The 23,161-nt window shown below is 38.3% G+C and carries 15 protein-coding genes and 6 pseudogenes; 13 read left to right on the forward strand and 8 right to left on the reverse strand.

Annotated elements, in window-relative coordinates; translation table 11 throughout:
- Positions 1-156, reverse strand: a complete 156-nt coding sequence (locus AAZO_RS43585) for a transposase family protein (protein WP_187289634.1) — start codon at positions 154-156, stop codon at positions 1-3.
- Positions 157-377: 221 nt separating this feature from the next.
- Between AAZO_RS43585 and AAZO_RS09570 the strand changes: the two are divergent.
- Positions 378-1,214, forward strand: a pseudogene (locus tag AAZO_RS09570) (IS701 family transposase); the annotation flags it as partial.
- Here AAZO_RS09570 and AAZO_RS43590 read toward each other — a convergent pair.
- The 3 genes and pseudogenes from AAZO_RS43590 to AAZO_RS32750 form a co-directional block, all read right to left on the reverse strand.
- Positions 1,180-1,428 carry a hypothetical protein gene (locus tag AAZO_RS43590; protein ID WP_013191101.1) on the reverse strand — a complete coding sequence of 83 codons (249 nt, stop codon included), beginning with the start codon at positions 1,426-1,428 and terminating at the stop codon, positions 1,180-1,182. The pseudogene AAZO_RS09570 and the gene AAZO_RS43590 overlap by 35 nt on opposite strands.
- A gap of 115 nt (positions 1,429-1,543) precedes the next feature.
- A pseudogene (locus AAZO_RS43595) lies at positions 1,544-3,172 on the reverse strand (IS1634 family transposase).
- Positions 3,173-3,631: 459 nt separating this feature from the next.
- Positions 3,632-4,649, reverse strand: a pseudogene (locus AAZO_RS32750) (IS630 family transposase).
- A 570-nt stretch (positions 4,650-5,219) separates the two neighbouring features.
- Here AAZO_RS32750 and AAZO_RS43600 point away from each other — a divergent pair.
- Both AAZO_RS43600 and AAZO_RS09595 read left to right on the forward strand, forming a co-directional pair.
- Positions 5,220-5,513 (forward strand): annotated as a pseudogene (locus AAZO_RS43600) (IS1634 family transposase); the annotation flags it as partial.
- A gap of 319 nt (positions 5,514-5,832) precedes the next feature.
- A complete protein-coding gene (locus AAZO_RS09595) occupies positions 5,833-6,102 on the forward strand; it encodes a YciI family protein (RefSeq protein ID WP_013191102.1) in 270 nt (89 codons plus the stop codon).
- A gap of 54 nt (positions 6,103-6,156) precedes the next feature.
- Here AAZO_RS09595 and AAZO_RS09600 read toward each other — a convergent pair whose 3' ends face one another.
- Complete coding sequence (locus AAZO_RS09600) at positions 6,157-6,351, reverse strand: hypothetical protein (RefSeq protein WP_013191103.1); 195 nt, start codon at positions 6,349-6,351, stop codon at positions 6,157-6,159.
- A 57-nt stretch (positions 6,352-6,408) separates the two neighbouring features.
- Between AAZO_RS09600 and AAZO_RS35210 the strand changes: the two genes are divergently transcribed.
- Together AAZO_RS35210 and AAZO_RS09605 are read left to right on the forward strand one after the other, a co-directional pair.
- Complete coding sequence (locus AAZO_RS35210; RefSeq protein WP_187289635.1) at positions 6,409-6,555, forward strand: hypothetical protein; 147 nt, start codon at positions 6,409-6,411, stop codon at positions 6,553-6,555.
- A gap of 637 nt (positions 6,556-7,192) precedes the next feature.
- Complete coding sequence (locus tag AAZO_RS09605; RefSeq protein ID WP_013191104.1) at positions 7,193-9,721, forward strand: mannose-1-phosphate guanyltransferase; 2,529 nt, start codon at positions 7,193-7,195, stop codon at positions 9,719-9,721.
- Between the two features lie 378 nt (positions 9,722-10,099).
- Here AAZO_RS09605 and AAZO_RS09610 read toward each other — a convergent pair whose 3' ends face one another.
- Entirely contained in the window at positions 10,100-11,071 is a 972-nt protein-coding gene (locus AAZO_RS09610; RefSeq protein WP_013191105.1) for a carbohydrate kinase family protein, read from the reverse strand.
- Positions 11,072-11,565: 494 nt separating this feature from the next.
- Between AAZO_RS09610 and pedR the strand changes: the two genes are divergently transcribed.
- The 6 genes and pseudogenes from pedR to AAZO_RS09640 all read left to right on the forward strand — a co-directional run bounded on the left by pedR (position 11,566) and on the right by AAZO_RS09640 (position 18,894).
- Positions 11,566-11,841, forward strand: coding sequence for a photosynthetic electron transport-dependent transcriptional regulator PedR (gene pedR, locus AAZO_RS09615; protein WP_013191107.1), 276 nt, complete (start codon positions 11,566-11,568; stop codon positions 11,839-11,841).
- A 319-nt stretch (positions 11,842-12,160) separates the two neighbouring features.
- Positions 12,161-13,577: pseudogene (locus AAZO_RS29640) on the forward strand (IS66 family transposase).
- Positions 13,578-13,721: 144 nt separating this feature from the next.
- Positions 13,722-14,375: a DUF6391 domain-containing protein gene (locus tag AAZO_RS09625; protein ID WP_013191108.1), complete on the forward strand. Its 654-nt coding sequence runs from the start codon at positions 13,722-13,724 to the stop codon at positions 14,373-14,375.
- A gap of 196 nt (positions 14,376-14,571) precedes the next feature.
- The gene (locus AAZO_RS09630) at positions 14,572-15,567 is read left to right on the forward strand and encodes a glycosyltransferase (RefSeq protein WP_013191109.1); all 996 of its coding nucleotides are present in this window, start codon (positions 14,572-14,574) and stop codon (positions 15,565-15,567) included.
- Between the two features lie 1,036 nt (positions 15,568-16,603).
- The gene (locus AAZO_RS09635) at positions 16,604-17,854 is read left to right on the forward strand and encodes a DUF4912 domain-containing protein (protein WP_013191110.1); all 1,251 of its coding nucleotides are present in this window, start codon (positions 16,604-16,606) and stop codon (positions 17,852-17,854) included.
- A gap of 113 nt (positions 17,855-17,967) precedes the next feature.
- Complete coding sequence (locus tag AAZO_RS09640) at positions 17,968-18,894, forward strand: phosphodiester glycosidase family protein (protein ID WP_013191111.1); 927 nt, start codon at positions 17,968-17,970, stop codon at positions 18,892-18,894.
- A gap of 149 nt (positions 18,895-19,043) precedes the next feature.
- Here AAZO_RS09640 and AAZO_RS26350 read toward each other — a convergent pair.
- Positions 19,044-20,314: pseudogene (locus AAZO_RS26350) on the reverse strand (IS701 family transposase).
- A 134-nt stretch (positions 20,315-20,448) separates the two neighbouring features.
- Between AAZO_RS26350 and rsmH the strand changes: the two are divergent.
- Positions 20,449-21,354 (forward strand): 16S rRNA (cytosine(1402)-N(4))-methyltransferase RsmH, encoded by a 906-nt coding sequence (gene rsmH / locus AAZO_RS09650; protein WP_013191112.1) that lies wholly within the window; start codon positions 20,449-20,451, stop codon positions 21,352-21,354.
- Positions 21,355-21,447: 93 nt separating this feature from the next.
- Complete coding sequence (locus AAZO_RS09655) at positions 21,448-22,467, forward strand: ABC transporter ATP-binding protein (RefSeq protein ID WP_013191113.1); 1,020 nt, start codon at positions 21,448-21,450, stop codon at positions 22,465-22,467.
- Positions 22,468-22,596: 129 nt separating this feature from the next.
- On the opposite strand, the gene AAZO_RS09660 is transcribed toward AAZO_RS09655, so the two are convergent.
- Positions 22,597-22,980 carry a hypothetical protein gene (locus AAZO_RS09660; RefSeq protein ID WP_041639804.1) on the reverse strand — a complete coding sequence of 128 codons (384 nt, stop codon included), beginning with the start codon at positions 22,978-22,980 and terminating at the stop codon, positions 22,597-22,599.
- Between the last annotated feature and the right edge of the window lie 181 nt (positions 22,981-23,161).

Below are 23,161 nucleotides of genomic sequence, written 5' to 3' on the forward strand. Positions count from 1 at the left end.
CTATACCCAATAATTAAATGTGTTATTTGCTTTTGTCCTCCATATATCAAATAATAATCCTAGAATTTCAAATGTTGGCTTCTGTCTCAGGTCTACTAGGTATAGACATACTCCCTCCTTTGGGATAATTTCTGCTTTACGTCCTCCTCCAGACACTATTAACCTAATTTTTCTTTTTTCAATTTCTGCTTGTTTCTCTAGATGCGTTTTCTCTGCTAATACTACTCATGTGATAAAATCTTCATACTTAATCCAAATTAATCTTTTTAATTCCTGGGAGGTATAATTCTATACTCTCTAAGAGACTTGTCATTATTGATATACACAGTTACATTTCTTCTGTTTATTCTCCCACAAGATTTCTTTTAAAGATAGGTCTATTAGAAAATGTTTCATATGACAGTGTGAATAGATTATTACTCAGAGAGACATAGGAACCGAAAGATTTATTCGATACAGTAAAGAAAATCATAAATATAGTAGGAGGGATTGCAAGTGTAGATGACACAGTAGTATGAAAATTGTATCGTGACCCAAAAAATGCAGAATTAATCAGTTGTTTTTGGTCTGGGAAATATCATAACAGCACCGAAGGAATAAATTTAATCACACTTTACTACAGTGATGTGTATGGAAATTCAGTACGAATCAATTACAGAATATACGGCAAAAAGGAGGGAAAGATGAAGAGCGATTATTTTCAGGAAATGCTCAAGGAAGTGATTGACTGGGGTGTAAAACCAAGAATAGTTACAGGAGACAGTTGCTATTCAGGGGTAGAAAGCTGAAAATTCTTAAAAAACCAGAAATTAGGTTCTCTGTTTGGGATTTAGAAAAATAGAACAGTATCAAATAAACTGAAAAAGTATTGTCTATTAAGGAGTTTAGAAATCCTCGATGAAGGTTTGATAACTCATTTGAGAGCATTTGGATTGATCAAACTGTTTAGGCAAGACTTCAAAAAAGAAGACTCTAGAGACTATATAGTGTATCTACCAGATCAAGAAGCTCTCAATCAAATCACCAAAAGTGAATTTGTGACAATTGATGACACTCATTGGGGGATCGAAAGTTTTCATAGAGCCATCAAACAAGTATGTGGAATTTGTCGATTTATGGTTAGAGATAGCCAAGGAATTGAAATACAGATATTTTGTTCACTTCAAGCATTTTTTCGTTTCAAAAAAATGCGCTCTGAAAACATAATCTCGAACCCACATTCCTCACCCTAAAGTGCCACAGAGAGGAATTACGGAGAGAAAAAATCCAAGGGAGCATAAAAAGAAACATATGCAGTGAAAAAAGGCATTGGAGAAACAGTAAAGCACCAAAAATACCATCAAAAGCTATTCTCAATAAGGAGCAATAAGAAAGAATACCGCCCAGAGGAGTCAACAGATAAATGAAGATATTCAAGAGATAAATCATGACTTAGACCAATAGATTGAAGTACAAAAAGAAATTATGGACATAGTAAAATAGAGCTATAAATCAAAGATATTAGGTTATTTTATGATAGAAATTAAATTAATAGAGAGAAAAATTAGGTAGCCAATTGATAGTAGGGAAAACAATGCTCTGGTAAAAGATCCACAATGAAATCTCTCTCTTGAGTCTAGTGAGAGACGTGTTTTTCTTGGTTAAGTGTAACTAAATGAATAGACTGAAAGCATGGAAAAATCCAGCGTAAAGTGGGGTGGTCAGTTGGTTTACCCAATTGATTTTTTACTCTTGATTTAGACTCTCTCACAGCTGTTCTAATTTGTCGTTTCCCTAAAGTATAAACAAGCAGATATAAACCCATAATCATTCCCAGGGAATCTATTCTCTCTGAACTTTTTAGGAAAATACTGTCTGCAAAAATAATGGGTCTTTGAGAAAAGCAAACCCTCTCTCGCAAGACTGTTGAGCTTTATATTCACTCAAGATGGAGTCATAGGTAAGTTCATTGGAATCCAAAAGGTTTGTAGCAAAAATAAAAGGCCCTACCCTCAGAAATTTTGTATTAATTTTACTTTCATTCTGGGAGACTATAGCTGATATTTCAGAGGATATCTTTCCTGAACTATCTTTTTTCTTAGATTTTATCTGAGTAACTTTACTCTGGTTAATTTGGTGATATTTGAATTGTTTGAATAGTTTAGATAACCCCTTGATAGCATCACCTTCACAAGCAAATTTTTCTGCTGATAACTTTTTCGAATCTTGCACAGCTTTTGATTGTGCCTTGGTAATTTTTTGTGAGAGTTTACCCAGGTCTGATTCTCTTCTTTCTTGACTTTGCACTACTAACCATCTTTGTCCTATTCCTGCATAATTTACTGTTCTTGACACTAGTTTATATCCGGGTAAGTTACTATCAACAAATTCTGGTTCTGCTAATGTTGATATTAATGATTGTGCTGATTCTACGCTTAATGGCACTGGATATAACCAGCTTAAATCTGACATCATTTTTAGATTTTATTCTGTATATAAGGCCCAGTCTGCTACTATGAGACTATTAACTTTTAATTGTTGTTGGTACTCTACTGGTATTTTACCAAAGCATGATGAATCTGCTTGGTGTCCCGATGCTAGTTTTAAAAATATATATTGGTATGTCTCCATCTCCTGAATATATCATTTCTATTATGATGAACTGTTTTAACTCCGGTCTATGGTCACCAGAATAACCGTAGGTGATAGTTATTTGTTTTGGTGATTTTACTGGTAATTCTTCTATTTCTTGATTATTTCCTACTTTTTGATTCTCAAATATTACTTCTGGTAAGCTGGTATTATATTGCCCATGTATCTGCATTTATGATGAGTCTAGATGCCCTGCTCATAGGGATACTCCAAATTTTTGGGCTGCTTTTAAGGCGACAATAAAAAATATCCTATCCAATCCTTTTATAAATAGTTTATCCATGACTCTCCCCAGTTTATCGTCCTTGAGATATTCTGGTGTTACTCCTGCTCCTATTAGATGGTCACAGGGGATTTTTTAAAAATACTGGGGAAACATATATAACGGTTTCTATACAAATCCTAACCCGTTGATTATCATGGGTTTTACTACATGACCTAGACTTAGTTTCTCTCCAATTTCAAGGATTATTTCTACTACTCCTATGGCGTCTATTATTTCTGCTACTATGCCTAAATTGTCTAGGTTTTGAATTTCCATTTTTTGAAGCTTTGATTTCACAACAGAATTATCCACAACTCCTGTTGTGATTCAATCATTTCTTCTTCTGTTCTAATTTAATTTTTAAATTATTAGATTTTCTTTTCTTTTATCTTCTTTACAAAACTTTATTCTCTCACTCTATTCCCATTTTAATGATACTGTTCTCATTAAGCCTTTTCTTCCTTGCAGTAGCTCTAGTTCTGGTGTACTACTACCTGTGACAGTTAGGGTGCGGAAGGTGGGCTCTAATTGGTATGAATTGCAAAGGAACTTATTTACTTTAGTTGTGCGTGACTACATTGTGGAAAATCTTGCGAATGCTGGTGCTGCTTAATACTCATGGGTGGGTTTTTTGTCAATGCGTAACTCCTAGACCATATTCTGCCCCGTCTGTTACCCTGGGAAAAGTAAAAATCATACAGGCATAATTCTATATCTATAGGACTAGTATTTTATTCATGAAAATGCTCCGTACATCTGGAGAGATGGAAAATCAAAGGTAGTGTTTTTAATGAACCACTCAAACATCCACTTAAGATGAGAAAATGTTGGGATTAAAGCACAAAAACGTCGCAGCCAAGTTTTCCCTTGCAACCAAACATCTTCTATGGGGTTTTGAGGGGACAGTTAGGAGCAAAGCGAACGCAATAAATTTTCCATTGCTCTAAAGGTAAACCTTGGTTAATAGATGCTAAAAAATTTTGAATTTCTTTTGAACGATGATAACTAGCTCCATCCCAGAAAATAAGTAATTGTTGGTTAGGTGACTCTTCTAGTAAATAGCTGAGATAATCAATAGTATTTTTTGAGTTAGCTGTATCATAGGTTTTCAACAATAAATTTTTACCTAAATAGTCAACTGCTCCATAATAAGTTTGTTTATCTCGTTCCTTACTAATTGGAATGCTTATTTCTTGGTCAGTTCTACCCCAAACATATCCAATGCTATCTCCCCAAAGTAAATGACACTCATCTAATAGCAAAACTCTCAATGGCCCAGCTTCTATATCTTCTCGGCAGCTCGCCAACAATGATGACATCTCTTTTTTTTTGCGGCAACTGCTTCTTCATTAGCTTTTGGATTTCCTGAAGATGTTTTCTTCCAACTAATTCCTGCCGCATCAAACAAGTCGTAATAACTACCTTTTAATTCATAAAGTACATCATATTCAAAAGCCAATTTATACTCAAGTTCGCCAAGCTCCCAACATTCCTTCGTTTGTAACCAAGCCAGTACTTCTTCTCTTTGTTGAGTATTCAAGTGGCTTTTCCTCCCTTTGTTTTTCAGGCGCAGTCCTAGAATTCCATCTTTCTCATAGGCTTGTTTCCATGTTGTTATTGAACCAACTGAAATATCTAAAATTGTTTGAATTTCCTCATACTTGTAGCTTTGATAAACCAGCTTCACTGCCAATGCTTTTCTTACTTCCCTTGCATCTGGACGCTCATCTATAAATCCTTGTAGTTCTGCAATTTTAGATTGTAGCTCCTGGTTGCTGATTGTTAGCTATTAGATAAGACAGTTTCTCAGTATTATCTCTTGGTCTTCTTCAAAAATTAAATATGATTTCTATATATACCTAAGTACATGCCAAAGAATTAATTTAGTCTATTATATAATTTGTCTAGCTAGCCGCGCCGCAATGTCATAAAAAATCCCTGGTTTTGATCAAAAGCCAGGGTGAAGAAACAAATAAATTCAGTCTTAATTATAAGTGATACAAAACACAGTCCATATACCTCCACCCTATTGGTGACAAGTTAAGGAAAAGGGGAAATTGTCAAGGGTGGTATTTACAGTGGTTAAAAATCGTGAGCAACTCATTATAGGTAAGTAATTGAGCGATTGTTACCAGTCACGACACAGTCCCCAAAAACCAATCGAGACCACGCAAAAAAGAAACACAGACCACTGGTAGAAGATGAGGTAATGGCTGGTCTCAGTAATACTGAAACCAGCCATTACAAATCAAGAAAACTACTACCGAAAATTAGGACTCAGAGAACGGATACTGAACTTACCGTTGATCATGACTGCGTTGTAGTCAGAGGTGAATTGATAGAAAATCACGAGTTAATTACAAAACAATAAAACTCTTCTGGGAGATTTATTTTAGCAACTAATATTTTAGATATGACAGAGTTAGAATCCTGAGAACTATTTAAAATCTATAAACAGCAGCAATCCTCTTTCTGAGGATTTAGATTTATCAAAGACCCTTTATTTTCTGCAGATAGTCTTCTTGTGAAAAATCCCGAAGGAGTAGACACAATTATGATTTTATCGGCATTGTGTCTTTTAGTTTATTATCTAGGATAAAGACAACTAATAAGCTCTTGAAAAACTGAAAAATCCACAGTTAAAAATCAACTGAATAAACATTTAGATTTTGTTGCATACTTATGTTTATTTGTCTATACCTACTTACTACTAATTGAAGTGCGGAATCTGGGATTCAAAGACGATTAATAGCTGTATATATGAATAGGATACCAATAGAATTTATTACATCTCGGTTCAGATATGCCACTTCTTTAAAAAGTTGGGTATTTTTGTGTTCATAGCTCATTTACTATAAGATCTGTATTAACAACAAAAAACTGAAATTTTTCACTAGTTAAAGATTATCCACTTATTAGCTGAGGAGTAAAAAATCATGCCAAAATATGTAATGTGGGGAACTTACTGCGAAGACGTTTTAACCAAACGAGAACCCTATCGTCAAGCTCATTTAGAAGGATTAGCAAAACAAAAACAATCAGGAGTATTAATTACCCTTGGTCCTACCAAAGATGTCACAAAGGTTTTTGGTATTTATGAAGCCGATGATGAGGCTACTGTCCATCAATTAGTTGAAGCTGATCCCTATTGGCAAAATGGCATCTGGACAGAATGTACTGTTAAAGAGTGGATTGAAGCCTTTTAATTAATTAGTAATTCATAATTAATTACTAATTCGTAATTAATTATGAATTACTAATTATCCTTTCAGCGCCCTTCTAAAATTGCGGCGATAGGACGGATTAGCAATAAACAATGCTGGCCATAATAAAGTAAAACCGATACGATTAGGAAGGGTTTGTGTAAAATGAGTTTTATCAAACCCACTCCAAAACTTCCAAGCACCAACTACATAAGCCACTATCAAACCAATAATAATTAATTTCACTGCCATTAACTCCCTTAATAACTTCAGAGAATTTTAGTTAAAAACTACCACACATTAGAAAAATTGTATCCCCAAAATACAGAAATTACAGCAGGAGTCAGGAGTCAGGAGTCACGAGTCAGGAGTCAGGAGTCAGGAGTCAGGAGTCAGGAGTCAGGAATAAAACTCTCTTGCTGTCTAGGTTTCAATTTAGATTCTGTAGGTCATTGATCTGGAATCTGCTGTATACATTAAACTATCAGATTCCAGGGTTAGAGTCACCTAATTCTAGTTTAAATTAGTATTACAGATGTTACATTTCTTAGGAATACTCCTGATTTAAGAAAAATCTGGAAGGAACCTCAATTTATACCCAGTATTCCGCACTTCAGTAGTTACAAGTCAGGGAAAGTCTACTTTTTGCTGATTATGTGGTGTTAATAATACTCGGTTAACAATGTGGAAGTTGTCAGTTGAGTTGGGGAATGGTTGTTTATTGTCCTTTCCCTTTTCCCGCTTTCCGACAGAATCCGAACAGTATTGGGTGTGGTGATGAAGCTTGAAAAATTCATTCTTTCTGGAGATCTTTCTTGTGCAAGTTTCTCAAAGATCAAAATCCATAGGAGACTAAGAGTAAGCCACAAAATAAATGATCCTGTCTTCTCATGCTGAGTGTAGCGTTCGCGAAGCGTGGCATAAGCCATAGCGAAGAGAAACATCTCGGAGATTCTTCACCATCTCTTTCAGAGATGCTCCGCGAACCTTCAGAATGACATTGGGCATTTCTTTTTGTGGAGTTTTCTAAAGAAAGAAGAACCGAATTTTATAACGGATCTAGATGCAGCTAAGGCTGCAATTAGGAGGATTTATGCGTGGAGTGCTCATGGCAGGTGGTTCGGGGACACGGTTACGTCCTTTAACTTGTGATTTACCGAAGCCGATGGTTCCTATACTAAATCGACCAATTGCTGAACATATTATCAATCTACTCAAACGACATCACATTACAGAAATTATTGCCACGTTACACTATTTACCAGATGTCCTCCGAGATTACTTCCAAGATGGTAGTGATTTTGGGGTACAGATGACCTATGCTATTGAAGAAGACCAGCCTCTGGGTACAGCAGGTTGTGTAAAAAATATTGCTGAACTTTTGGACGAAACTTTTTTAGTGATTAGTGGCGATAGTATTACAGATTTTGACCTCACTGCAGCCATTAAATTTCACAAACAAAAACAGTCAAAAGCTACTTTAATTTTAACCCGTGTTCCTAACCCGATTGAATTTGGGGTGGTAATTACGGATGAACAAGGACGCATTAACCGATTTTTAGAGAAACCCTCGACTAGCGAAATTTTTTCCGATACAGTTAACACTGGTACTTATATTTTAGAACCAGAAGTTTTGGAATATTTACCAGAACACACAGAATCTGATTTTTCTAAGGATTTATTTCCCTTACTACTAGCAACAAATGAACCTATTTATGGTTATGTAGCCCAAGGTTATTGGTGTGATGTGGGTCATTTAGATGCTTATCGGGAAGCACAATATGATGCTTTAGCCAGAAAGGTAAAACTGGAGTTTGCTTATCAAGAAGCTTCTCCTGGGGTGTGGATAGGTCAAAATACTTATATCGATCCTAGCGCCAAGATTCAAACTCCAGCTGTGATTGGTGATAATTGCCGGATTGGGGCAAGAGTTCAAATTGACGATGGAACGGTAATTGGTGATAATGTCACTATTGGGGCAGATGCTAATTTGAAGCGGCCTATAGTTTGGAATGGGGCGATTATTGGGGATGAAGCCCAGTTATCGGCTTGTGTAATTTCCCGTGGTACTCGTGTAGATAGACGTTCCCATGTATTAGAAGCTGCTGTAGTTGGTTCGCTTTCTACGGTGGGAGAAGAGGCGCAAATTAGCCCTGGTGTGCGGGTTTGGCCGAGTAAAAAGATTGAGTCAGGTGCAATTTTAAACATTAACCTGATTTGGGGAAACACTGCCCAACGGAACTTATTTGGTCAGCGTGGTGTACAAGGTTTAGCGAATATTGATATCAGCCCGGAATTTGCGGTGAAGTTGGGGGCTGCTTACGGTTCGACTTTAAAACCAGGTTCTAAGGTGACGGTTTCTCGTGATCAGCGTAATGTGTCGCGGATGGTAACTCGTTCTTTAATTGCTGGTTTGATGTCGGTAGGTGTGGATATTCAAAATCTTGATTCTACTGCTATTCCTATTACTCGCACGGTGATCCCGATTATGGGGGTAGTGGGTGGTATTCATGTCCGTGTACACCCAGACCGGCCTGATTATATCTTGATTGAATTTATGGATGGTAAAGGGATTAATATTTCTAAGGCTCAGGAAAAGAAAATTGAGGGCGCGTATTTTAAGGAGGATATGCGGAGGGCGCAAAGTCACGAAATTGGTGATGTGGCCTATCCTAGCCAGGTGATTGACCGCTATTGTACTGCTTTCGAGAAGCTGTTGAATGTTTCTACTCTTCGCAATAGTCGAGCAAAAGTTGTTATTGACTATGTCTATGCGGTATCCGGGGCAGTGTTACCGCAAATGCTAGATAAATTTGGTGCTGATGCGGTGGTATTAAATGCAAGTGTCAATAAAACCGCGATGACAACTACTAGCCGGGAAGGACTGCTGACTCAGTTGGGTCATGTGGTGGAAGCTCTGAAGGCTAATTTTGGGGTGCAGGTATCAGCTAATGGGGAACAGTTGATTTTAGTGGATGAGTCTGGCTACCCAGTGCGGGGGGAAATCCTGACGGCGTTGATGGTGGAAATGATGTTAACGTCTAACCCTAGATGCTCGGTAGTTGTGCCGGTTCATGCTTCTAGTGCGGTGGAACAAGTCGCGCGTCGTCATGATAGTAAGGTAATTCGCACAAAAGCAAATCCAACTGCTTTAATGGAGGCCTGTCAAAAAAATCCCAATGTGGTTTTGGGTGGTAGTGGGGAAACTGGTTTTATTTTCCCACAATTGCATCCGGGGTTTGATTCGATGTTCTGCATTGCTAAGTTGATTGAAATGCTGACTATTCAAGAGCGATCACTTGCATCTGTGCGTTCAGAATTACCCCGTGTCATTCACAAAGATTATACCATTCGTTGTCCTTGGACTGCTAAAGGGGCACTGATGCGTTATTTGGTGGAAACTCACCCAGCCCAAAATTTGGAATTAATTGATGGTGTGAAAATTCGTCAACCCTATGATGATAGTTGGGTGTTAGTTCTGCCCGATGCTAGTGAACCAATGGTACATTTATTTGCTAACAGTAGCGATCGCGATTGGGTTGATGAGAGTTTGAGAAGCTATCGCCATCGTGTTCAGACTTTTGTAGAAAGAGAACAGGAACATTACACCGCAGAAGTTTAAATTGATCAGATTCCCGATTTTCTAGAGAAGTCGGGGACCTTTTTGTTTACTGTGGGTAATTTGAATATAAAGAGCGATAGCGCGAGCGCTGACTTGTCAGTTTGCTTTTTTGGGAATGTAAGGAGTGAGAGCACTCAGATTACTTTCCTAAAATTATAGGTCATTATCGCTCCTAAATTAACATAACGTATGGATTTAAAATTAATTATCAACAATTTCCTCACTTGTAAGAGTGACTGTGGGTTATCTAATGCATTCAAAGTATTATAATTAATTAATAGCTTTTGTGTAGTTGTGGGAGTGATGGATTACAGAAACACCCAGGAATATCAACCGACATTTAGCTGATATTCCCGCTGAATCTGTTACTACTTAAAATTAATGGGAAGCCAGAAAAGCATCTACTTCTGCCGCAGTTGGTTGGGATGCGATCGCACCTGGTTTAATAGTAGTCAGCGCCCCCACAGCACTAGCATAGGTAATAACTTGTTTTGCAGTTTCTGCATCCCTCAAACTTTGAATACCTGACTGACTTAACTGATGGATAAACCCAGCCAGAAAGCTATCTCCCGCACCAGTTGTATCAATAACAGGCATAGAAAAAGCAGGTAATTTACCTTCATTTTCACCTAAACAATAGGCACAACCATTTTCTCCATCTGTAACTATAACCCCTTCTAATGAGTTTATTCGGTAAGTAATTGCTCCTGGATCTGTAGTATCAAATAACAATTCAGCCTCTTCTTTAGTCAATTTGAGGAAATCGGATCGTTGCAATAAAGCCTCAATTTTTTGTCGTGCTATATTTGCATCTTGCCAAAATACAGGTCGCCAATTTACATCTAATATGATTTTCAGGTCATATTGTTCGGCTAATTTCAATGCCTGGTGAACTGCGGCCTCACTTTCAGGATAGGCTAATTCCAAAGTACCTAAAACCAAATAATCTGCCTCTGTAAACAATGAATGAGGTAATTGTTTAGCTTGTAAGCGGGTATCGCCAAATTGGCCAGTATCATATTTACCAAAACCAGCAAAAGAGCGATCACCCGCCAAATCCCTGACCACATAAACTAGTCGCGTTGGTGCTGTAGGATGACGTTGTACTCCAGTTGTATCTACACCTATATCTTGTAACAAGTTCACCAGAGTATTACCAGGTTCATCCTCTCCTACTGCTCCAATAAACCCTGCTGGCGTTCCCAATTTCACTAAAGCACAGGCAACATTAGCAGGTGCTCCCCCTGGGTAGGTAGTCCATGACCTCACTTCTTCCAGCTTTAGCCCCATTTGATCAGCTAAACAATCAAACAGAATTTCGCCAAGGCACAAAACACGGGGATTACTCATCTCATTTTCGATTTTTGACTAGGGATTAAGAGCCTGTATAAAATCTACAACAATCTTTATTCCTCGATCTCCAGTTATTCATACAATAGAATAGCAATTTTCGTCACTAAACCCCGTCTACACTGAGAACTGTAGTTTTTTGTTAGGGTTACAGCTTACAACTCAAGCTATAAAAAAACCTAATAATATGAGCTTTAGAAAAACTATAGGTTTCAACTTGGACCGGGTTTCAATAGGATATGTATGGTTTTTAATTTCCAACTTTATTGATTCACTATATACGTATGACTTCACCACTGGAGCAATATTTACTACATAAGATTTTAGGAAATAGATTAACATCCAAATCAAATCCAAAGAAAATCCAGATCAAATCCAAAGAAAATATGGACTTTGGTATTAGTAGGAACATTTATAGCGTCTAGCTCTGAGAGAATCTTTTAGAATGAGATAGAACGATTGAGTACATATACCAAGGGAGGAATAAATAAGTCATGGCTGCTAGTGAGTCTGGGACCCCTGTTAGTCTGTCAGACAGAGAACTGCAAATTATCGACTTAGTGGCCGGTGGCTTAACTAACCAAGAGATTGCAGCAAAACTGGAAATCAGCAAACGCACGGTTGATAACCATATCAGCAATATCCTCACCAAAACCAAAACAGACAACCGAGTCGCATTGGTTCGCTGGGCTTTACAGTGGGGAAAAGTTTGTTTAAATGATGTTAACTGCTGTATTCTACCTAACCACAATGATTCAAATATTGACTAGTCGAGTGCTGCTGCTCTCCTTTGGGATGCTGAAACGTCAATTTTGAGGTTTACTGATAGTCTCCTCCTCACGTCTTTTTTTCAGTGTGAACCTCTACCACAAGTTCAGTAACTTACATCTTGTACCTTCTAAATCATGCTAGGGTGGGCATTGCCCATCCTAAAAAATAACATTATTTTCAAATTTGATTTTGTCACTTTGGCAATAATTATGGTGCAATTAGTGACTTGACTTTTACTTAAAAATAGTTAGCTGAATCGTAATGATTCAGGTGGTGGGGTATTGACAAGTGTGATAGGTGAGGCAGAATATAGCAGTTATGGAAAAGAAGCTGGGACCAAAACTAGACAGAGAGATATTGAAGCAGTTGGCAACAGAGGAACTGGTAGAAATCATTATTGACCAGGGGAAAAGTATAGAGAAGCTAACAAATAGAGTAGTAGAACTGGAAAAGGAAATAGAGAAACTCAAAGTCAGTAGAGATTTAGAGACCATAACATGATCCAAACCACCATCGGGAGACATCCTCAAAAAAAGCGATAACAAACAACAAGAGAAACAAGAAGAGAACCAGATACGAAAACGGAAACCAGGAGGACAACCAGGGCATAGGGGAAAAAGGAGAAAGGGGTTTGGTGGAGTAGATAGAATAGATTTGAGATAGTGGGACGGCAAGTGTGTGGATGGTGAGGTCAGGGGCAATTATTTGGCGAACCAATAAAAATCCAAACACAACAAGTAGGGGAGTTGGTGGACAGGCCAATGGAAGTGGATTTGCAGTGTGTGTGCGGAAATACAAAGGCCACACTGGTCACCAGAGATAGTACCGGGACAAGATATAGGAATCACAGGACAAGCTTTTTTGGGATGGATCAATAACTAGGGCCATTGACCCTATGAAAAACAACACTTGTTGTTGTGGGCACTGGGTCAAATAGAAATTGGACTGGGAACATTAGTAGGTACCAATGAAGGAATAGATGGTCCAGTGGCTCAAAGTATTCATAGCCTCAAACAGTGGATAAAACAAACCCAGCCTCATATCCTTGGGGATGAAACACCCTGGGTAGTCAAAGGGGTGAAACAATGGTTATGGATTTTTGCCAATAGTGACTTCCCTTGATTTCATGGGTCTGATACTCGTTTTCCTGGCGAATTAGAATCCATTGTGGGTTCAAGTTACTCTGGTGTACTCAGTTCTGATGACTTTACTGCCTATAACGCTTATCCGGTCACAGCTCAACAGAAATGTCAGGCACATCTCTACCCTACCCCGTCACTTCAAGACACTAATCAAGATTCCTGGCTTCAATCACCAAGAAATTGGCACAAAATTCATGGACCTCATAGATGAAGGTTTTAAAAACTACCCTTTATTCCAACAAACCCAAAACCTTCATGAATTCTTGACTTGCCCATCCTAGTTTCAACCAAAAGTTGAATCTTCCATTCATTCATTGATCAAGCCCCAGGGGAACCTGGTAAACTTTTACCTTCCTTAGGCAATAGACCTTGATCATAATTTAGCTGAACCAAGGTTAGATTTAGTACTGACACAAGGAAAAGTCTGTGGTGGTTCTCTTTCTCTGGAGCTATTCCAACATCCTGCCAATTTATTGACGGTTATACAAACTTGTCGCCGTCAAGCACTTTCTCTAATTGAGTGTTTTGACCGACCTATCAAAGCCATGCTTCACTCTGCTTTCCATACACTTTCTTTAATCCCTCTACCTTAGACCTGAATCCTTACACAAAACGTAAATATAGCAATCCTATTTAAGAAATGATAAACAAAAATTAGTAACACTTCAGTGATACAAACGCTAAATTGGAAAGAAATCTGTCCCAGCTTGATCAGCTTGCAAGTCCCTTAACGGAAAATGAATACTTCAACATCTTATTCAGGTGACTCATTCCCCTTTAACTTCTTTAACCTTGAATTTATCGCACCATCACCGAGTCAAGATAGCGATTTACTCAAACAGCTATCTTTTGTCCCTGGGCTGCAAGAAATTCTCATGCTGCGTCAGGTTCACGCCCTAGAACACGCTACTGTTTGGGTTCTGAGCGAAAGTACAAGCGTTTATTCCCCTCTCGGAAACCCGAACAATGTGCAGTTTGATAACGAATCATTAAGCGGGTTATCTACAGAACAGGGATTTTACCTTTATGGTGAAGTCAATATCAGTCATTTGCGGCGTGCGGTAACACTAGCCCAACATCGCCTTACCAGTGGAGAATGGGATTTAGCTGTGCATCCCCGTTGCGGTACAAATTTATCTGTAGCAATGGTGTTAACAGCTGGATTTGCTATAGGTGTATATGCAATGTTACCATTTCGACCAATTGAACAACTGATAGGCTTAGGACTAGCTGCAACTACAGCCTCTGAACTTGCACCAGACTTAGGTTCTATCGCCCAACGTTACTTAACAACAGCTATTCCCTTTAACCTAGCAATTGAAAATACTATTCGTACACGAGACACTTGGGGACGTGAAGCTCATTTTATTAAAGTAAAATGGCGGAATTGACAGTCTCACTGCTAAAAGCAGATGGGATTATTGGTAAGGAGTCAGCTTTTTCAGGCTAACGCCAAAAATACCTGTTTGATAATTAACCAATTTCTCAAATATCCTGACTCCTGACTCCTGAATTCTTACGAATATTGGGCTAATTATCGCCCCTTCAGAATTGCTCTCTAATTAGGTCTTTAGTTGTTGCGATACCATGAGAAAACTGTATTTTCTAGTTCCGGGAACAGATAGAAAATTCGCCTGTGGTGGTCTTTGGGCAGAGTTAAAAACATTTAATTTATCTCAACAAGTTTGTAGTGCAGAAGTTGTCACTTACCGGCAAAAAGAGAAAGACAAACTTTTTCTTGATGATTTGTTACAAACCCAAAGTTTAGATAACGTGATTTTTGTCATTAGCTGGGGATTTGATATAGCTAAACTAGCTGGTAAATTGCAAAGATACAATGTAGTTTATCATGCTCACAGTGCAGGTTATAAATTCAATCTTCCTAGCAGTATTCCTATCATCACAGTCAGTCGCAATACAATGGGATATTGGGGACAAAAAGCACCGAATAATCTGATTTATTATTTACCTAATCAAATTGCTAATGAATTTACAAATTTACATATTGAGAGAGATATTGATGTTTTAGTTCAAGCACGAAAATCCTCTGAATATTTAATTCAAGAATTAATCCCCGCATTGCGAAAACAGTGTAAAGTTTTTGTAGTTGATTCTTATATTGAAGATTTACCTGGATTATTCAATCGAGCTAAAATCTATCTCTATGACTCTGCTGAATATTGGGCACAACAGAATGTGAGTGAAGGCTTTGGTCTACAACCTATGGAAGCCCTTGCTTGTGGATGTCAAGTTTTTTCTAGTATAAACGGTGGAATTTCTGATTACTTGGACCCTGGATTTAATTGCTATAAGATCGCTGGATATTCTCTAGAATATGATGTACAGAGGATATTAAAAAGTCTATCATCTCCACTTTCTTTATCTTTATCAGGAGAAGTTTTAGCAGAGTATAGAAGTGAGAATTTAATTAAGAAATTAACAGTTATTTTAGCGGAGATAAATGAATTTCTAGATCACAAAAATTATTATTCAGGCAATATTACAAATTTAACCAAATGGCGTTTAAGAAAGTTATTTCTACAGAGAGTATATGATAAAGTAAAAAAGAAATATTTCTCATGAACAATATCATATATAATATAGGAATCCGGTTTGATTTAGTCCAGGACTATTTCGGGCTTGCTGATAGCGTAGCGTGGGGTTAAGCCATATAAACAGAAAACCTGGATAAATCAATGACTGTAGCGGGATAAAAGATGAATAAGGTGCAAGGAATAAGTCTTGAAACCATCAAAAACTGATTGCCTGTGGCACTGGCGATAGCGTGGCGTAGCGTGGCGTAGCGTGGCGTGGCGTAAGCCATAGCCAATCACTTTCTGAGATTCGAGACTATTCTTACCTCATTCTAATTCTCCCTCCTGACTCCTACTAGCCCTTAGGAAAAGACTTTTTCCGCAAACCCTATTTCATCTTATAAAGTTGCTAAAGTGTGCCTACGAGGGTGTTTGAAAAGCCTATTTTGCCCCCTCAATCCCCCCATTATGGGGCAATACAGTTCAGATAAGCCTTTTTCTCTCTCCCTGCTTCCCCTCCTTGCTTAAATAGATAATTTTCCTTAACTCAACCGTATTGAATGATGGGTGACTTTGACAATTCTTTTCACCATAAATTTATTGTGGGTTACAGACTAATGTCCTAAGTCACCGTACAAATTGGGAATTTTTTGATTTGGCAGTCCCTTACGGAAGGTGAAACTATATTTTTTCTTAGCCAGGGATATCGAGGTTCTGAGGATTAAAAAAATAAGTCATGGAATCCTGACATAAAATACTCCGTTGATAGCTTATGTTAGCATTCCATAACATGATCATCCCCAAAGGGCTGATAAATACGTCAAATAGACGAAAAACCGTCTTCTTACCCCTTGCTCACTAGGCATCAATACCTGTTAATATTTCTTTAACAAAAGCACATCGCTGATCCCGAAGAAATGCTAATCATTGCAGGATGAGGAATCAAAAGGTTGTGAATTGTTGTTTAAAACACACACTAAAACACTTATAAACTGGGCAAAACCAGGAGTCAGTAATAATAAATTCATCTGGGGAAAATTATTATAACCCGGATTAATAATTTAACACTACTGGAGGCCAAATTAATGGCAAAAGAGCGCCCGCCGCTAGAGGAGATGACATTAAGGCAACTTCGTAAAGTTGCTAGTGAATATGGCATTTCTCGCTATAGCCGAATGCGTAAATCTCAACTGTTGGCATCGATTCAAGAAGTACAGCCCAACAAAGTTTCGCTTAGTCCATCTCGTTCACTGGAGGCACAGGAAACCGTGGAAGCAGCAAAATTTGAATTAGGTCAGGAAGATAGTACTGGTGGTTCTCTCGCTGATGTGGATGAGGGACTGGCAGATTTACCAGGTGGTTACGGAGAAAGTCACATTGTTCTGTTACCACGTGACCCTCAATGGGCTTACACATATTGGGATATTCCCAATAATCACAAAGAAGAATTGCGCCGCCAAGGTGGGGAGCAATTAGCACTGCGGATTTATGATGTTACTGATATAAACATTGAGTACCAAAGTCCTCACAGTATCCAAGAATATCCTGCTGATGAACTGGCAAGAGAATGGTATTTACCAGTTCCTGTGAGCGATCGCGATTATATCATTGATATTGGTTATCGTAGAGCAGATGCTACTTGGTTGATATTAGCTCGTTCTGCTAGAGTTCATATTCCTCCCGTTTATCCTTCTGATTGGATTGAAGATGTCTTCATCACAGTAAACTTTGAAGAAGACTTGCGTGGTAAGACCAAGTATGAACTCGTTCCCCCAGCCAAGAAAATCGCCACTGTGGCTTCTGCCGATGCAGGTGGAAACCCCATTTACGACCAAATCTTTGGTATGGCAGAATCTGCTGAAGCACAGCGCGTTGCTGGTTCTCTGTTCGGCTCTATGCAGCACGTAGTCGGTTCTGTAGGTCCAGAACAAGCTATCAGTTCCTACGTCTTCCCATCTGGTGTGGGTATGTGGGCGGTTCCTACCGCATCTGGTATTAATATGTCCGGTGTGGGTATGTCTGGTGTTGGTTTCTCAGCTTCTGCTGTACCAGTACGTCCCCGCAAATTCTGGTTAATTGCTGATGCTGAATTGATTGTATATGGTGCAACGGAACCAGATGCAAATGTAACTATTGGTGGCCGTCCCATTAAACTCAATTCAGATGGTACATTCCGCTTCCAAATGTCCTTCCAAGATGGTGTAATTGACTACCCAATTTTGGCTGTTGCTGCTGATAGTGAACAAAGCCGTTCCATTCACATGAGGTTTGAACGTGAAACACCTTCTCGCAATACCAACACTAAGGAAGAAGCTGTTCTGGAATGGCTTGCGTAATTTTGCAATTTCACATTGAATTTTACATTACGCCATAACTGCATTTTTTAATATTGCCCGTTATAGTAATCCTGTAGCGGGTTTTTTTTAATTATAACCGCAGATAAACACAGATGAATACAGATAAATTACTTTTGAAATCTATTTTGATTATTACCACAGGTATATTATTAGGTTGTCAGGATACGGTAGCTAATTCAGCTTCAAAACTATCTGCTAATTGTCCTGGTGATAATTCCCAGTTTAGTCTTGAATTTTTCAAGACTAATAATAAAGGTGAAAGATACACCAAAGGTATCAATCATGTGATTATTTTTAATCCTAAATCACCAGCTTTAGATTTTAAGGTGAATGTGGGGTTAGCTCATAAAGTATATGCTAAAGATACTAGAGGAAATTTTCAGAGAGAATATATACCTAAACAGTTTAGTCAACTGATTACAGATGAAAACTCTAAGTTAAATGGGAAATCAGCAATTGCGGCTATTAATGCTGACTATATAGATACTCTAAATAAACCCCAAGGGTTAAATATTTCTCGTGGGATTGAGTATTCCGGTGCATTTAAAAATCAACGTTCTTCTTTTGGGATATCTGGAGGCAACCCAAGGGAACGGATAGCTACTATTGACACTGGCAGACGAGGAGCAAATTTTCTGAATTACAATTTAGTAGGAGGTAATGGCAGATTTTATCGTCAGGGTAAGTTTAAAGATATTTGTCAAGCTTTGGGTGAATTTGCTTGTAGTGGTGCAACTAATCGTTCTATGGTAGCAGTTACAAGTAAGGGATATGTTATTTTGTTGGTGAATGATCTGAAAGCTAGTTCTAGTATTCAAACTTCTGCAATTAATAAAGAGTTACTACCAAGTGAGTTTGATGATGTGTTGTCAGGAATTGCTAGAAATAATTGTTTAGGACCCATTCAAGAAGGAATGTTATTTGATGGGGGAATGTCTCCGGGTTTATATTTCAACAAGAGAATCTATCTGGAAAATTTTGGTCCAATTGGTTCGGTATTGTTGATTTATAAAAGGTGAATGTGTTTCTCCTGGACAGCAGGAATTCAAGATTCAAAATCTTGCCAGGTAGAGAAGATGCGAAAATAAGGCTTGATGACATCAAAACCTGTTGATGTTTTGAGATTTCAAATGATTCTGAAAACTTGTTAGCGGGACGCAAACAAAAATCAAGTCCAAATGTAGCCCAAACTGGCTCTATCAGAAGGAAACAGGTCTGGATTCCAGTTGACCCAATCAATAAATAGAAAAGATATGGCTGTTCTCAACGCTTCTAAAGCTGCAGTAAGAGTATTCAAAGGTTTCTTAGACCACCTTGGTCTTAATCCTCCAGTCCACTGATGGCAAAGAATAAAAGTGTAGGCATAGAAAACCAAAGTAAAATGGCGCAGTCAACTGCTTTTATCTCGAACTTGATATTCTTTGAGTCCTAACCATCCCTTGGCTTCCCTGTAAACAACTTCTACCCAATTTCTTTGAGAATATGTATCAAATGTCCATTGGGGTGTGACAATTGATCAAGAAACATTGGTTATAAAGTAGTCAATATCAGTGGCTTGAGAGAAAGTAGAAGCCTTGATGACGATAGCAATATTGCCCTTTCCAGTTAAGGCTGATATTTCTACTTCTTGAGTTACTACCCATAATGTTTTGGTTTTATCTAACTCCAGTTGAATTTCTGTAAAAGCCTCTTGGGGTAAACTTTATGCTAATTCATCTAACCTAATTATTTGTGGACTATCCTCTTGGTCACTCACTAGCAAGGACTTTGGGATTTTTAGCTAATCCTCCTCAATACTTTCAATGCCGATTTTCTATCTTTAATAAGGAAGACCTATTGTGGCCATATCCAGGATCTATAATTACTATTCCTGGTTGATAACCACGGCTTAAGGTCAGATCTATTAATTTAATTCCTAACTCAGGTTTCTTCTTTCTTCTCAAATAGAGGGTCTTGTTTCCCTTTGGGTAAAGAATCACCGTGGTGATATAACTCTATATCTAATGGTAAGCTTTTACTGCCATCATTCATATAGATGTGTTGTTACTACTACTATTCCAGTATTCCCAATTTCCCCAATATATTGTCTTCCTACTCCATCCCTAAAATCCCCCCTTTTTCTATGGTCATAATCATGAATTATTAAGCTAAATCCTCTGGTAATTCTCCTCTGACTATACTTGTTCATAATCTCTAATCGATGCTCATTGACTTGGGAACTGGACCAAGGTGCTTCAGTTAAAACGTGGTGTAATCGGTGGTAGGTCACCCCTAGGGCATTCTCTGCCATTTAAAATAGGTTTTTTCTCTCACTTTCACCTAATCATCCCCCTAAATAATGTCTAAACTCTCTTTTTTCCCCTTGATGAGTAAATACATTATCAAATCACACCATCTTTCAAACCATGGTGCCATTGCTGCGGCAGTGGTTTCTTTCATCAGCTTCTTTTAACTTGAAAGCTACACCGAAGTTGCATTATACTCCTTTTTACTCTTAACTTTTGTTTAAGTCCCGTTAAGTTAACCTCACAAAAAAACTCTTTCAGCAAACCCTAATTACCAATAAATTCATAATGCAATCAGATTTACAAACTTCACTACATTTAAATGAAATTGCTTTTTCTCATGTTCCTGTTCTCAGTCAACAGGTTATTGGAGGTTTAGTGGTAAGTCCCCGTGGGAATTATTTAGATTTAACTGTTGGTGGTGGTGGCCACAGTCGTTTAATACTAGAAACTGCTGAAGATGTGAAAGTCACAGCAGTTGACCAAGATGAGGATGCTTTAAAAGCTGCGAAAGCTAATTTAGCTGAGTTTGGTGATAGGGTAAATTTTATCCATAGCAATTTTGCTAATTACGATTTTCCCCCCAATACATATCATGGCATTTTAGCAGATTTGGGTGTAAGTTCCTATCATTTGGATAACCCAGAAAGAGGTTTTAGTTTTAGAAATACTGCAAATTTAGATATGCGTATGAACCAGCAACAATTTTTAACGGCTGGTGATATTATTAATAACTGGGATGAAGGAGAATTGGCGGATATTTTCTTTAAATATGGTGAAGAGAGACTGTCACGTCGTATTGCTAGACGAATTGTAGAAAAACGTCCATTTCACACTACTACAGAATTAGCCAATGTGATCGCCTATTCTGTTCCTCCTAAATACCGTTATGGGAGACTTCACCCCGCTACCCGTGTTTTCCAAGCTTTACGAATCGTGGTCAATGATGAGTTGAAAGTTTTAGAAACTTTGATAGATAAAGCACCTCATTCGTTAGTGCCTGGTGGCAGAATTGCTATTATCAGCTTTCACAGTTTAGAAGATAGGCTGGTCAAACACGGTTTAAGAAATTTATCTCTGTTGCAGGTATTGACAAAAAAGCCAATTCTCGGTACAGAGTCCGAAATTACTGAAAATCTACGATCGCGCTCTGCTAAATTGAGAATAGCAGAAAAGAAAAATCCTGATGAGTAATTTTGTCAGCATTGAGCTATCAGCATCTCACAGCTAACTCGTACAATAGAAGATAGATTGTTGACAATTGTATAGTTAGGGATTATAGCTGTTATGGTTGCCGCCGTTTTAATTGAAAACCTACAAAAACGCTACGGTACTGTGGAAGCCGTCAAGAACGTTTCCTTTCAGGTACAGCCGGGGGAAATCTTTGGTTTACTCGGTCCTAACGGTGCTGGGAAAACCACTACTCTGAGGGCTTTGTGTACCTTGACTATTCCCGATGCTGGGAAAATTGAAGTTTCGGGGATTTCGGTTTTAGATCATCCTAAATTAGCACGGCAAAAATTGGGTTATGTAGCCCAGGAAGTGGCTTTGGATAAAATGCTCACAGGTAAGGAATTGTTAGAGTTGCAAGCAGCACTTTATCATCTTCCGGGTGGAGTGATCAAACAGCGAATTAACACGATATTGGACTTACTTGGTTTACAAGAATACGCAGATAAAAAAACAGGAACTTATTCCGGCGGTTTACGTAAACGTCTAGATTTAGCTGCGGGTTTACTTCATTCTCCAGATATGTTGGTATTAGATGAACCAACGGTAGGATTGGATATTGAAAGCCGATTTGTAGTTTGGGACTTCTTGCGAAAATTACGTGCTGCCGGTACTACAGTTGTCATTACCAGCCATTATTTGGAAGAAATTGATGCTTTAGCTGATAGAGTGGCAATTATAGATCGAGGAACAGTAATTGCTACGGGTACACCTTCCCAATTGAAAGATCAAGTAGGAGGGGATCGCATTACTTTACGTATTCGGGAATTTTCACCAAGCGATGAAGCCGACAAAGCCAAAAACCTACTTCAAGAGCTACCTTTTGTGCAGGAAATTATTATTAATAATGCTCAAGGTAATTCTTTAAATTTAGTTATCAAACCTCAAAATGATGCATTAATTATAATTCAACGGGCCTTAAATAATGCAGGTTTACCTATTTTTGGTATCGCCCAGTCTCGTCCTAGTTTAGATGATGTTTATCTTGCAGCTACAGGAAGGACTTTATTAGATGCAGAATTAGCTGGTGTGGCAAATCGTGAGCCCAAAGCCGAGAAAAAGCAAAATATGAGATAGGAGTCACGAGTCAGGAGTCGGGAGTCGGGACTCCCGACTCCCGACTCCAGAAGAAAAAGATATTTGCCCTATCCCTCCCCAGCCACCCCTGCTTCCTCAGTTTCGCCAGCCACCCCTGCACTCCTGCGTCTAATCAGAATAGTCGCCATCTCTACGTCCTAGTTGATAAATACCTGCACCCATACAGGCAAGCATACCCGTGCTGATTCCCCAGCTATCACTTAAACTGATTTTTATCACCCAGTTAAATAAAATACCAGCTATGATAAAAGGCACAATGCTAAAAAGTGACGCGTAAAAGGCGTTTTGTGATTCTCTGGCTTTGCGTGTTTTTTCAAACTCTGTTTGACTAGTATACAGCGATCGCTCGGCAAAATTAAACCACCGATTTAGTTGTTCTGTCACCCATTCACCGACTGGAGAGAAAGCAAGATATAGTGCCAAAGACCACAAACACGAGCCTGCTATCAGGATTTTATCCAACTCAAATCGAAAGGGCAATATCTCCTGCATGGTATCCTGGTAATTTGGCAACATTTAATCTTACCTTTATTTTGGTGATAAATAGTGCTATTAGGATACATTAGCTCAAGATTCTCAGGATTTGCTTCAAAATATCAGATGTTATTATTAATAAATAGACCGTAGGATTGACTTATTTTCAGTCTTTGTTGGAAATAAACTTACAAGCCAA

Source organism: 'Nostoc azollae' 0708 (assembly GCF_000196515.1).
In the GTDB taxonomy this organism is placed as follows: domain Bacteria; phylum Cyanobacteriota; class Cyanobacteriia; order Cyanobacteriales; family Nostocaceae; genus Trichormus_B; species Trichormus_B azollae.

Bases quoted from the DNA above. Each gene is read 5' to 3' on its own strand.
- AAZO_RS43590 (WP_013191101.1), bottom strand. From the start codon at position 1,428: ATGATTTATCTCTTGAATATCTTCATTTATCTGTTGACTCCTCTGGGC.
- AAZO_RS09595 (WP_013191102.1), top strand. From the start codon at position 5,833: ATGCCAAAATATGTAATGTGGGGAACTTACTGCGAAGACGTTTTAACC.
- AAZO_RS09600 (WP_013191103.1), bottom strand. From the start codon at position 6,351: ATGGCAGTGAAATTAATTATTATTGGTTTGATAGTGGCTTATGTAGTT.
- AAZO_RS09605 (WP_013191104.1), top strand. From the start codon at position 7,193: ATGCGTGGAGTGCTCATGGCAGGTGGTTCGGGGACACGGTTACGTCCT.
- AAZO_RS09610 (WP_013191105.1), bottom strand. From the start codon at position 11,071: ATGAGTAATCCCCGTGTTTTGTGCCTTGGCGAAATTCTGTTTGATTGT.
- pedR (WP_013191107.1), top strand. From the start codon at position 11,566: ATGGCTGCTAGTGAGTCTGGGACCCCTGTTAGTCTGTCAGACAGAGAA.
- AAZO_RS09625 (WP_013191108.1), top strand. From the start codon at position 13,722: ATGAATACTTCAACATCTTATTCAGGTGACTCATTCCCCTTTAACTTC.
- AAZO_RS09630 (WP_013191109.1), top strand. From the start codon at position 14,572: ATGAGAAAACTGTATTTTCTAGTTCCGGGAACAGATAGAAAATTCGCC.
- AAZO_RS09635 (WP_013191110.1), top strand. From the start codon at position 16,604: ATGGCAAAAGAGCGCCCGCCGCTAGAGGAGATGACATTAAGGCAACTT.
- AAZO_RS09640 (WP_013191111.1), top strand. From the start codon at position 17,968: ATGAATACAGATAAATTACTTTTGAAATCTATTTTGATTATTACCACA.
- rsmH (WP_013191112.1), top strand. From the start codon at position 20,449: ATGCAATCAGATTTACAAACTTCACTACATTTAAATGAAATTGCTTTT.
- AAZO_RS09655 (WP_013191113.1), top strand. From the start codon at position 21,448: ATGGTTGCCGCCGTTTTAATTGAAAACCTACAAAAACGCTACGGTACT.
- AAZO_RS09660 (WP_041639804.1), bottom strand. From the start codon at position 22,980: ATGCAGGAGATATTGCCCTTTCGATTTGAGTTGGATAAAATCCTGATA.